Source organism: Pontimicrobium sp. MEBiC06410, from assembly GCF_053601615.1.
Window position 1 is genome coordinate 21,371 of record NZ_JBSHNT010000119.1, and the last position, 11,772, is coordinate 33,142.

At 30.8% G+C, this 11,772-nt stretch carries 11 protein-coding genes; 5 read left to right on the forward strand and 6 right to left on the reverse strand.

All coding sequences use genetic code 11. The features are described from left to right. Nucleotides 1-80 precede the first annotated feature (80 nt). The 6 genes from ACVC08_RS01095 to ACVC08_RS01120 form a co-directional block, all read right to left on the reverse strand. A complete protein-coding gene (locus ACVC08_RS01095; protein ID WP_452600655.1) occupies nt 81-989 on the reverse strand; it encodes a hypothetical protein in 909 nt (302 codons plus the stop codon). A 58-nt stretch (nt 990-1,047) separates the two neighbouring features. Then, on the reverse strand, nt 1,048-1,221 hold the full coding sequence (locus tag ACVC08_RS01100) for a hypothetical protein (protein ID WP_452600656.1): 174 nt from the start codon (nt 1,219-1,221) through the stop codon (nt 1,048-1,050). A gap of 476 nt (nt 1,222-1,697) precedes the next feature. Continuing rightward, a complete protein-coding gene (locus ACVC08_RS01105) occupies nt 1,698-2,513 on the reverse strand; it encodes a M23 family metallopeptidase (RefSeq protein WP_452600657.1) in 816 nt (271 codons plus the stop codon). A 62-nt stretch (nt 2,514-2,575) separates the two neighbouring features. Next, nucleotides 2,576-4,228: a S8 family serine peptidase gene (locus tag ACVC08_RS01110; RefSeq protein ID WP_452600658.1), complete on the reverse strand. Its 1,653-nt coding sequence runs from the start codon at nt 4,226-4,228 to the stop codon at nt 2,576-2,578. Between the two features lie 81 nt (nt 4,229-4,309). After that, the gene (locus ACVC08_RS01115; protein WP_452600659.1) at nt 4,310-4,486 is read right to left on the reverse strand and encodes a hypothetical protein; all 177 of its coding nucleotides are present in this window, start codon (nt 4,484-4,486) and stop codon (nt 4,310-4,312) included. Nucleotides 4,487-4,582: 96 nt separating this feature from the next. Next, nucleotides 4,583-6,295 carry a helix-turn-helix domain-containing protein gene (locus tag ACVC08_RS01120; protein ID WP_452600660.1) on the reverse strand — a complete coding sequence of 571 codons (1,713 nt, stop codon included), beginning with the start codon at nt 6,293-6,295 and terminating at the stop codon, nt 4,583-4,585. 231 nt (nt 6,296-6,526) lie between these two features. On the opposite strand from ACVC08_RS01120, the gene ACVC08_RS01125 reads away from it, so the two are divergent. From ACVC08_RS01125 to ACVC08_RS01145, 5 genes are all read left to right on the forward strand, one after another. Then, nucleotides 6,527-6,904 carry a hypothetical protein gene (locus ACVC08_RS01125; RefSeq protein WP_452600661.1) on the forward strand — a complete coding sequence of 126 codons (378 nt, stop codon included), beginning with the start codon at nt 6,527-6,529 and terminating at the stop codon, nt 6,902-6,904. Between the two features lie 240 nt (nt 6,905-7,144). Then, nucleotides 7,145-7,333 carry a hypothetical protein gene (locus ACVC08_RS01130; RefSeq protein WP_452600662.1) on the forward strand — a complete coding sequence of 63 codons (189 nt, stop codon included), beginning with the start codon at nt 7,145-7,147 and terminating at the stop codon, nt 7,331-7,333. Nucleotides 7,334-7,938: 605 nt separating this feature from the next. Further along, nucleotides 7,939-8,565 (forward strand): hypothetical protein, encoded by a 627-nt coding sequence (locus ACVC08_RS01135; protein WP_452600663.1) that lies wholly within the window; start codon nt 7,939-7,941, stop codon nt 8,563-8,565. A gap of 159 nt (nt 8,566-8,724) precedes the next feature. Continuing rightward, nucleotides 8,725-9,243, forward strand: coding sequence for a peroxiredoxin family protein (locus ACVC08_RS01140; protein WP_452600664.1), 519 nt, complete (start codon nt 8,725-8,727; stop codon nt 9,241-9,243). Between the two features lie 20 nt (nt 9,244-9,263). Further along, nucleotides 9,264-11,426: a peptidase domain-containing ABC transporter gene (locus ACVC08_RS01145; protein ID WP_452600665.1), complete on the forward strand. Its 2,163-nt coding sequence runs from the start codon at nt 9,264-9,266 to the stop codon at nt 11,424-11,426. Nucleotides 11,427-11,772 lie beyond the last annotated feature (346 nt).

The window sequence follows — 11,772 nt, forward strand, 5'->3', positions numbered from 1 at the left end:
TGAGAAACTGAATCCAGTTTGATTTTAACGAAGGCTTAACTTTATAGACAACTGCTTTTTTTAGTAATACGTTGTAGCACTTAATTGTTTTTAAGCTTTTTAAAGCGGTGTATTTTACTTGTGGGTAAATAATTTATAGACAGTATAGAATCGTTAACACCAAAAATCTCATAACAGTATTCGCTCTTATCTTCGTTTGTATCTGTAAGTTTTAAGTAGGTAAAGGGCTCACTTTCTTCTGTTTTTACCTCATAACCACACTGTATTGGGTTTTTAGATAAACTATAATTAAAACGGTCCGATAGTTTAGACGCTGTATACCAGTTGCAAGTATAATTTTCTGTAAACGTCCATGTAATTCTAGGATTTTCTTCATTAACCCAAGTGCCTAATACTAATTGTTGCTCTTTACGTTTTTTATTAGCCTTATACTCCTCTAGATCATTATAACTATCTAGTTTAAAAGTGCCTATAAATGTTTTAGACTCTGTGTAAATGTTCATCCCTAAAAGGTTCCATTCTAAAACCCCATCTATATCGTAATGGGCTACCCCGTCTTTATCAAACTGAACTAATGGAAACCCTGTTTGTTTCCAAGCGAAACCACTTACAAGTCCTGTAAAACCACTGGTGTTATTTAAAGCCATGTATTTACCATCAAAAAATAGAATATGTATAGTAGCATTAATATTAAAAGGAACGTTGTCTTCTAGAGTTATCTGTTTTAAAGATTCTTTATAATGCCCAAAGTTTTTTTTGTCTATACCTTTGGGGCGTTCATTTATAATAAATGGTTTGGTATCTTGGGGGTTTTCTTTAGTAATGTTTTTAAAAAACTGCGCAACACCTACAATTAAAAGAATAGCAGCTGCCGTTTTAAGGAGTTTGTTTTTAGGCAAAATACGTCTGCCTTTACTTACATAACCTACTAGTAAGTATATAAAATATAAAGAAAGTGTTATGTTTAAAAGACTCCAAATTAAGTACATAATGGTTGTGTGGTTAGAGTTGAAAAATAAGATTAATAGTTAAAAAAGAGTAAAACAACTATGTGTTGTTGGCTCTCATTTTTTGTTCTAGGTATTTTGTTTTTACATGTAAATATTTCATATATCTAATGTATAATTTAATAGCTAAGAAAATAAGCGTTATAAAACCTAATACTAGTATTAATTGCCAAATAAGTAAGCCAATACTAAAAGCGTCTAAGTGTTCCATCATTTTAATGCGGTTGTTTTTTATTGATTAATAGTGTTATTTTTGTTTTTATTCGAGTAAACTAATCGTAATTTGCTCCTCCTGTTGTTCTCGATACACTGCTCATGCTTCGCAGTACTCGAACTGACGTTTTATTGTCAATGGAGTGAGCCCTTTTATATTTATCATTTTACATTCAAAACTCATCCTGTTCTCGATACACTGCTCGTTCCTCGCAGCACTCGAACTGACGTTTTATTGTCGATGGAGTGAGCCCTTTTATATTTATCATTTTACATTCAAAACTCATCCTGTTCTCGATACACTGCTCGTTCCTCGCAGTACTCGAACTGACGTTTTATTGTGAATGGAGTGAGCTCTTTTACATTTATCATTTTACATTCAAAACTCATGCTGTTCTCGATACACTGCTCATGCTTCGCAGTACTCGAACGGACGTTTTGTTAACATAAGCGTAAGCCAATCATTATTTGTACCTCTTAATAATTACGTGTATAAGTTTCTTTTTCTTTTAAGTAAATGGCTGTAGCTCCATCATTAACTTTAAACTTTGTTTTTACATAAGTTCTTTTTCTCATGCCTTGTTTATAAACCGAAAGGTGTAAGTGTGGCCCAGTAGACCAACCTACATTACCGCTAAGTGCAATAACATCGCCAATGTTAACAACATCGCCTATTTTTACTTTTGCGCCTTTACGTTTTATATGTACATATTCTGCAAAAGTACCATCGTCGTGTAAAATATCTATGTAGTTGTTATATTGTTTACAGGCTTCTGTTGGGCAATGTTTGTTGTTGCTATCTACTACTCGTATTACTTTACCACCGCGTATTGCTGTTATTGCTGTACCTACGGGCATGGTAAAATCTAATTGACTTTTGTTTTGGTGCGATGCTTTACCATTGTAACCTTGAGATAGTATAAATGCGGTACCTTTAGTAAAAGGTAATGCGTACTTAAAGTTAGTATCGTAAGTTTTTAAGGTTGTATTACCGTAGTTAGACCATGTTGTGGTTTTTATATCTGTTTTTTTCTTTTTATTAATAACCTTTAAGGCAATTAGTTTATTCCTTTTACTGTTGGCTGGCAGTACAAAGGTGCGACTTTTAGTATCGGGGGCAAGGTTTTTAATTTTTTTAAAAACGACCTCTACGCTTATCTCGCATATTTCGCCATTATCGGCATAAAGTACTGGGCCATCAGCATTGTTTTCATAGTATGTTTTTATTGCTATTTGTGCAAAACAATTTGCGGTGAAAGCAATACATAAGGTTAGTGTTAAAAGTAATTTCATGTAGTTATTTTATTAATTAGTAGCGTTTGTATTTAAATAATAAGTTTATGTTTTACAGTTAATTAGTGCTTTCTAGAAATGCTATCGGCCATAATTAAAGCATTATAAGCATTTACTATTTTACCAGATTTAGATAACTCATTAAACGGTGTCATTTTATCTTTATCCTTACGTGTAGGGGTTTTTACAGGAAAGGTATATTCTACACCGCTATCCATAATAATATGTTTTACTTGGCTAGCCGTTAGGTTGGGGTAATGTGAGAAAATTAGTGCGGCTACTTTTGAAGTAATGGCAGCAGCTAGTGATGTTCCACTATCATATTTATATTCATTGTTAGGGTAGGTCGTATATATTTCTTCTCCAGGAGCAAAAATATCTACAGTCTTTTTGCCGTAGTCGCTGTAGGGAACTATAGAGGCTCCTAGATTACGCGCAGTAGCTCCTACATATAATAAATTATCACAAAACTCAGGCTCATCACCATATTGGTCATTCGGGTATAAATGCTCAGAAGTATCAATATTATCGTTACCATTTCCTGCGGCTGCAATAAGTAGTACATCGTGTTTTTCTGCATATTTCATGGCATCGATTACCCATTCATTATGAAATGCAAATGTTTTTCCAAAACTCATATTGATAACTCTTGCTCCTTGATTGACAGCATATTTAATACCTAAAGCAATATCTTTATCTTGTGTGTTGCCACCATCAGGAACAATGACGACAGGTAGAACTTGGAGGTTTTCTTTTTCTAAACAACCTTTACATGTGGTTGCTAGAACGCCTGTGACTCTGGTTCCGTGTGTATAAATATCCAAATGGTCGCCGATACGATTATTACCATATATACTATCTGTAATATCAAACGGGTTATCTCCAATGATGTCACGAGGAGTGTAATTAATATTGATTTTTTTCTCGAAATTATCTCGGTAGCGTTTATGGTTTCTTACCATATTTTCATCTGTATCTTTATATTCAAGAACAGAACGAATCTCCTCGACATATTTAGATAAGCCATTTCCAGTAGTATCAATCTGACTCAATACTTCATACGAATAGTTATAGTTAGGAAAATAGTCTTTTAGGGCTTCTCTAGACTCATAATAGAAATCCATCATTTTATTGACACGATGATAAGTACGCTCTGTCGAAATAAGTTTTTTATCCATCTTTTTTCTGGCACGTTTATAAAGTGTATAATCTTTACTTAACGTATCTAATTGGTTCGCGATTACCTTACTCTCTAATTCTCGTACTATGCGCACATATTCATAATTTTCAATGATAACAGATTCGCCTTTATGGTTTCCTAAAAAGTTCCAACCATTGCTATCATCTACATATCCATTGTTATCATCATCAATACCGTTATTTACAATCTCTAGCGGGTTTGTCCAGAGTATCTGTTTATAGGCTGAATGGTTTGGGTCTATTTCACCATCTATAACACCCACAATCACTGGCGTAGTCTTTTTATGCTTTAAAATCGTATTATATGCTTTCTCCAAACTAATTCCTGCTAACGTATCGTCAACAATATCTTTTAGATGCCATAATTTTGTCTTTTTTTGTTTAGGAAGCGAATCAATAATGGCTTTGTTTGAAAAAGGATTTTTTATAGCTATGTAGTTTTCTTGGGAACTAGAATTACAATTATATAAACAAAATGAGACTATAATTATTAAGAGTAATATGGCGTTTTTCATTGATTGATTTTGTTAAAGATACGATTTGAAACATTATAAAAACTAAGCCTAACTTATTTACAAACTAGGCTTAGTTTTTTTCTAATACCCGTCTTGGTCTCCTTCGTTTGGAGCACACACTTTAGATGATACAGTTCTAGTTCTATTATCATCGTCATCACCGTCTCCTCCAACGCCTCCTATAATACGATTCATTTGATTTAAATCTAGAACAGTTACTTTTTTAAAATTTAATACATTCTCTAATGTTTTTTTCATGGTTATATGTGTATTGAATTAATAATATTCAAATTAATAACTTTTGAGTGTTATTATTATAAATAGTGCTTGCCAAATATGCATGATTTCTAGAATTTAGGCATATTTATTCTTTAATTTCTTTAAAAAAAAAGATGGACTTATTCCTGTGTTTTTAACGAAAGCAGCTGAAAATGAATCTCTTGAATTAAACCCAACCTCATTAGCAATACCTTTGATAGAATATCGACTATATTTTTCGTAATCGTTTTGGATTAACTCAACTGAATAATCAATTCTTAGCTGATTGATATAATCTTTGAACTTTTTACACTTATATTTATGAATAATTTTAGATAGGTATTTCGGATTGGTTCCAAATTCTTCAGACAACCCATTTAAGGTGATTTTGGAATCAATGAATCTTACTTCTTTTTCAAAGCGTTCGATTTTTGATAATATTTCATCAATAATAGTCTGACTGATATTGAGCTCTTTTTCCGAATTTATAGGTTTGGTTGCTGGTTCATTTTTCGTAGATATATTTTTTTCAATCAGTTGCTTAAACTTTTTGAGGTTTCTCTTATTTAAACGCCACAAATAAACAAAAGCGCATAAGAGAATGAGCGAAATTATGACTACAATTGCAAGCAACGTATTTGATGTTTTGTTATCCTGCTTAATTGCTTTGATAATATTTTCTTTAGACTCAAGAAACTTAGGCTTGTCATAGTCCAAGAATATCTTTTTAGATAATGATTTGTAATTTTTTTCAATAAGACTATCAACGCTTAGTAACCTATTAATATATTTCAGCTCATTGAGTGTTTCTTTCCGCTTCTTATATTCATTAATTAGAATATAATATCCATCTTTTAGAGTTGGATGTATGTCATTTGTTCTTAGCACTAACGAGTCCATTTTTTTCAAATAGAATAAAGCCTTTTCAAACTCTGCCTTCTGGCTATAATTTTTACCCAAATAATAATAGCTAAACATTAGATTTCCTGGGTCCTTATTATCTATCAAGTAAGGAATAGACTGTTTAGAAAAATCAATACTCTCACTATGTTTTTTGTCATTAAACAATATGACGCTTTGACTGAGTAAGTAATAGGGATATAATTCTTTTTTATTCGTAGAATTAATTTGTTTTAATAAAAGGTTATTATATTTAATAGCGGAATCTTGTTCTTTTAAATCAGAATAAGTATCTACAATAGAATGTAGTATAGGGTTTGCATATTCGTATTCTTTGGCGCCTACATGGTAATTATAGCCTCTTAAAAATAATTGAAGAGATTCTTCGTAATAACCTAATCGTTTTTTTATGGTGCCAATATTGACGTCTAATGTAACATCTAAGTCTTCGTTGAAGTCTTTAGTTTTATTGATTCTCTTTAGTTCTATATAGCTATTTAAGGCGCTTTCATAATTATTAATATTATACAAGTTTATAGCTTTCAAGAATAAGGCAGAAAAATGATTATTTCTGAAATTATCTTCACTACTGAGCCTAATCATACTATCGCAATATTTAATATTAACGTAGTTGTCTTCTGAATGTACAATGTAAAAGCGATACCCTCTTAATATCCTTGCAGTATCGTTATTTCTCTTCCCTTTTTTTATATATGCTGAAATGTTCTGAAATAAAGATATAGAATCATTTTTAATAATATTACTTTTTAACGTTTTGTAATCTAAATAGGAAAGTGAATCTATTTTAGACTGCTTTTGACGATGTTGAGCGTGAAGAGAACCGCATATAATAGTTGATAGGATGAATGCGATTACATGAAAATAATGGGATGCTTGAGGGTGTTTCATGGATACAAAATAGCTGTACAATCAAAAATAAGAGATTTCTGATATGTAACAGAATAATTTTCCACAAAATTTTATGTAAAACTCATTAAAAAATGCCTTAATTCTAGAATTAAGGCAAGTAATTCTAGAATCACGGCACACTTCTTTTGCACCTCAAAATAAAAGCCCATTACTTTACACCATCGTAACAAAATCAATAATTTTTAACCAAATAAAACTTTAACCAATCTAATGGAAAAAATACAATGCATTATTATTAGCGAAGATGCCCATTACAAAACCAAAGTAAAAACCTTTTTAAACAAATATACCAATACAGAAGTTATTTTAACCAATACACTAATGGACGCCTTAATGTATCTAGACGAAAAACCACCGTTTAAACTATTAATACGCAAACCCAATAAACCGTTAGATGCGGAAGATATAGAAAACTGTAGGCGAGTGGTAGAGCGTGATATGAATTTTAGAATTGTAGTATTCCAAAAGGAGTATAAAGATTTAACGATGCTTTTAAATTTAAACAGTTTACGTTGCATGCAACAGGAAAAAGGATTGTTTGCTAAAATGAAACTAAAAACGGTTTTGAAACGATTATCTGGAAAATAACATTAAAAAAGTAACCCAATCGTCAGTTCGAGTGCTGCGAAGCATGCGCAGTGTATCGAGAACCAATGAGAGTTACCATTAATAAATGACGAATGTATACGCACATAAAATATAAATAGAAACAACAACAAGATTCCTGCCTGTGTAGGAATTATAAAAACGCTGGCCAGCAACCAAAGGCGGAAACCGAAAAGTCTTTTTAAATAACAGAGTAGGTATTAATATTAAAATTTATTTATAATGAAAACATTAGAATTAATAAGAATGGAAGAATTAAACGGAGGGGTTGATTGCGTAAATGCGTATCTTAGTACAGGGATAGCCATAACAGCTATTGCTGCCTCTGCATTTACATTAAATCCAGTTGGATTGTTTTTTAGCACACTAGGGTTTATAGGAGGATTAGGAAATTTGCAAGAATGTGAGTAAATTTAATATGGAGCTGTTTAAAATTTACTCAGCTCCATAAAATTTATTTTGAAGTATATTTAATGATCTAATAACATCCACTTTTTAAACAAATGAAAATTCAATCTAAATACTATACAACTCCCATAATACTTATATCTTTAGCTCTGTTAATATATAATTATTTCAATTCAAATAATACAGCTATATACATAACTAGTATTTGTGTCATACTATCTCAAATAGCCATTATTATTAGTCGTTATAAAAGAGAAAAACGTTAAGTACATTTTAGACTAATACCAGCAATATAAGTAGTAAAGTAGAAACCGTTTTTTACCAAACAAAATATTATAAATGAAATATACAGGTGTTATACTACAACTTGTTGGTCTCTTTCTAGTAAGTTTAGATTTTTTTAATATTTATAACAATAAATACTTCTCTGTAGCGGGATATTTAATTTTAGCAGTAGGCAACTTGGTGCTATACGGTATAAATAGAAAGAAACAGTGATTAATGATTTTTGTCTTTATCCAAAATAATTAAAATATAAAACACCTATTTATTAGCAATAACGTAATAAACAGGTAGTTTAAAAATTTATTCATAGAACAACTTAAAACATGAAAAATACTACACTATTTATAGTGTTGGTAGTGTTTACTATTGCCATAGGTTATGGCTCTAAAACACTACTAGATACCGACACTTTATTGTTAAACTCTCTAGCAGAGCAATTAACTCAAGAGCAATTAGAACAAACTCTAAACCAACAGAGTAAATGGCTTTGGGTAGGTTATGCCATAATACCCATACTATTACTACTTAAAATAAGTCTTATTGCCGCTATAATAGACGCTGGCTGTTTCTTTTTCGATAAAACCATAAAATACAAAACCGTATTTAATATGGTAGTTAAAGCAGAGTTTGTGTTTTTATTGGTAATTGTATTTAAAACGGTTTGGTTTTATGTATTTCAACAAGATTATGGTTTAAACGATTTGCAAAACTTCTATCCACTTTCGGCATTAAACATTACAGGCTATAATGGTCTAGAAACTTGGTTTATTTATCCCTTTCAAGTGCTTAACCTTTTCGAGATTGCCTATTGGTTTATTCTAGCCTATTTATTGGGTAAAAAGCTACATATAAAAACAGAAAAGAGCCTTAATATTATTGCCAGTAGCTATGGTGTTAGTTTAGTTATTTGGGTGGTTGGTGTTATGTTTTTAACCCTTAATATGAGCTGAGAGTAGTAGGCAATTGGCTGTGGCATATTTTAATGCAAAACAAGTGATTAATCATTGAGGGGGCTTGATGAGATTACTGTTTTCACGGGAATGGAATGAGATGTTATTTTATTAATAACATAAGATTTTCCTACTCTAAATTTTACTAATACCTTAATTATGAAAACACAACTTAAACGTTTTGTTTTAATAGTTCTATTATTAATAATAGGAGTATTAAGTTACAACGTATTTAAAAAAAATAATGAAAAAACGGTTATGGCTAACCGTATAAAAAAAATACCTCAATTTAGTTTTACAACACCAAATGGCAATATATTTACACAAACTAACTTAAAAAAAGATACCGCTACTATTTTTATTTATTTTAATAGCGAGTGTGACTATTGTATACATGAAGCTAAAAGCATAAGTAAGCAATTAAAACTATTTAAAAACACACAACTACTGTTTGTATCTACAGAACCAATAGCGCAAATACAAGCATTTGCAAAACAATATCATTTATTAAATCAACCTAATATTACTTTTTTACATGATACGGATTATACTTTTTCTAGTAGATTTAATGCTACATCTATTCCTTACCTTTTAATCTACGACAAAAACAAAACGCTTTTAAAGTCTCATAAAGGGCAATTACTTCCTAAAGCTATTGTAAGCTTTATTAAAAATTAATAGCTAAACACATTACAGTTATGAAAACGAAGCTATCTATAAAACATATAGAACAAACATTTGTATTACAGCAAGGACAAAGCGATTGTGGTGTTGCCTGCTTATTATCTGTAATACAATATTATAAAGGTAGTAGTACTTTAGAGCATTTAAGAGGATTAAGTGGCACCTCTAAACAAGGTACTACCTTATTAGGTTTATACCAAGCTGCAAACACTTTAGGTTTTAATGCCAACGGGAACGAAGCCGATTTACAAGCCATTATAAACCATAACGCTCCCTTAATTTTACACGTGGTTATAGATAACCGCTTAAACCATTACTTTGTATGCTATGGCTATGTAGATAATACGTTTATAATAGGTGATCCTGCAAAAGGGATAATACGTTATACTAAAGCAGAACTAGAAGTGCTATGGCAGTCTAAAACCTGTTTAACTCTTGAGCCAAATGCACTCTTTAAAAAAGTACAAACTATAAAACAAGACAAAAAAACATGGTTTTTAAATGTGCTTAAACCAGACTATAAACTATTAGTATTTAGTACTTTGTTAGGTTTAGGTATTGCGACTTTAGGTATGGCTATGTCTATATTTTCGCAAAAACTTATAGACGATATTTTACCCTCTAAAAACCTAACCAAACTTATTACAGGTATTGTTTTAGTTGCTATTTTACTATTAGTAAGAGTGGTGTTTACTGCCATTAGGGACTATTTTTTAATACGGCAATCTAAAGATTTTAATAACCGAATAATAGACCGTTTTTATAGTGCTTTATTACACTTACCAAAACCATTTTTCGATACTAGAAAGATAGGAGAACTTACTGCAAGACTTAACGACACGCAACGTGTACAACGTGTTATTTCTACCATAGCAAGCGGACTCGTTATAAATGTTTTAGTAACTCTAGTCTCTTTGGGTGTTTTATTTTATTACTCATGGCAAACAGGAATAATAGCCGTTTTAAGTTTGCCGTTTTACTATCTATTAATTTATAAATTTAATAAACCCATAATATTAGCGCAAAAAGAAGTGATGCAAGGTTATGCTTACAGCGAAAGTAATTACATAAGTTCTATGCAAGGTATAGCCACCATAAAAAACAATAATAAACAAGGTATTTTTAAAACCATAAACAAACTTATTTATGGTAACTTTCAAGATAAAGCCTTTGCATTGGGGCAAATTAAAGTACGTTTAGCAGTATTATCGGGAGGGTTTAACGTATTATTTTTAATAGGTGTTTTAATCTATACTGCATTACAAGTGTATAATAACACGATGCAACTTGGCGAACTTATGGCTATTTTGGGTATAGCGGGTACACTATTACCCGCAGTAGCTAGTTTAGCTTTAATAACTATACCCATAAATGAAGCTAAAGTTGCTTTTAATCGTATGTACGAATTTGCAACCATTGAAGCAGAGTCTACAGGGGTAACACCAATAGCAACATTTAATAATTTAACAATAACAGACTTAGCGTTTCGTTTTGCAGGGCGAAGCCCATTACTGCAAAACATTAATCTTACTATAAAGCAAAACGAATGTATTGCTATTATTGGAGAAAGTGGTTGTGGTAAAAGTACACTTGGGCAAATTTTACAAAAGTTTTATACAGCAGAACAAGGTGCAATAATTATAAATGATACTCTACCATTAAAAGATGTAAATACAGCAGATTGGAGAGGTGTTATAGGTGTGATTCCACAAGAGATTACCATTTTTAATGGTACGATAATAGATAATATAGTATTAGGTGCAGCAGTAGATGCAAACCATATAAAACAGTTTATAGACAAATATCATTTTAACACTTTTATAGAAAGTTTACCACAAGGTTATGCTACTATTCTAGGAGAATCTGGTATTAATTTATCTGGAGGACAAAAACAAATAGTTGCTTTAATGCGAGCATTATACAAACAACCACAACTATTAATTTTAGACGAATTTACTTCTGCTATGGATAGAAAAACAGAAGCTTTCGTTTTCGGTTTATTAAAGAGATTAAAGCAAGAACTTAGTATTTTGTTTATTTCCCATAGATTACAATCTTTAAAACACTTAGCCGACCGCATATATATTATAGAGAATAAAACCATAGATATTTTTGGTACACATAAAGATTTATTAAAAACCAATAATTTTTATAGCGATTTTTGGAAGAACTTATAGAATAATTATTTAATAATCAGAAACTGTAAAGTAAAATCAGTATAGGATAACCTGTAAAGTAATTTTAGGATTAGACAGTTTTATTTTTTTAGGAATTTCTAATTTTAGTTGTAAAACTACTACAATTAAAAAAATCATTAACAAAAAGTCAAAGATTGAAAATAGTAAAATCTAACTTAAATCTATAAACATGAAAAAACTTGTAAAAACTAAATTTTGGAGTCTCTTAATCGTAGGTATTATTTTATTAATTTTAGGAACGTATTTCTTTGTAACCAAAAAAGCATCAGAATCAACAACTAATTTATTGTTAATAGCAGGAGTTACTCAATTAACCCTTTTTTAC

Excerpts from the sequence above, each read along its gene's own strand:
- ACVC08_RS01115 (WP_452600659.1), bottom strand. The coding sequence starts at position 4,486 with ATGAAAAAAACATTAGAGAATGTATTAAATTTTAAAAAAGTAACTGTT.
- ACVC08_RS01110 (WP_452600658.1), bottom strand. The coding sequence starts at position 4,228 with ATGAAAAACGCCATATTACTCTTAATAATTATAGTCTCATTTTGTTTA.
- ACVC08_RS01095 (WP_452600655.1), bottom strand. The coding sequence starts at position 989 with ATGTACTTAATTTGGAGTCTTTTAAACATAACACTTTCTTTATATTTT.
- ACVC08_RS01140 (WP_452600664.1), top strand. The coding sequence starts at position 8,725 with ATGAAAACACAACTTAAACGTTTTGTTTTAATAGTTCTATTATTAATA.
- ACVC08_RS01130 (WP_452600662.1), top strand. The coding sequence starts at position 7,145 with ATGAAAACATTAGAATTAATAAGAATGGAAGAATTAAACGGAGGGGTT.
- ACVC08_RS01125 (WP_452600661.1), top strand. The coding sequence starts at position 6,527 with ATGGAAAAAATACAATGCATTATTATTAGCGAAGATGCCCATTACAAA.
- ACVC08_RS01135 (WP_452600663.1), top strand. The coding sequence starts at position 7,939 with ATGAAAAATACTACACTATTTATAGTGTTGGTAGTGTTTACTATTGCC.
- ACVC08_RS01145 (WP_452600665.1), top strand. The coding sequence starts at position 9,264 with ATGAAAACGAAGCTATCTATAAAACATATAGAACAAACATTTGTATTA.
- ACVC08_RS01120 (WP_452600660.1), bottom strand. The coding sequence starts at position 6,295 with ATGAAACACCCTCAAGCATCCCATTATTTTCATGTAATCGCATTCATC.
- ACVC08_RS01105 (WP_452600657.1), bottom strand. The coding sequence starts at position 2,513 with ATGAAATTACTTTTAACACTAACCTTATGTATTGCTTTCACCGCAAAT.
- ACVC08_RS01100 (WP_452600656.1), bottom strand. The coding sequence starts at position 1,221 with ATGATGGAACACTTAGACGCTTTTAGTATTGGCTTACTTATTTGGCAA.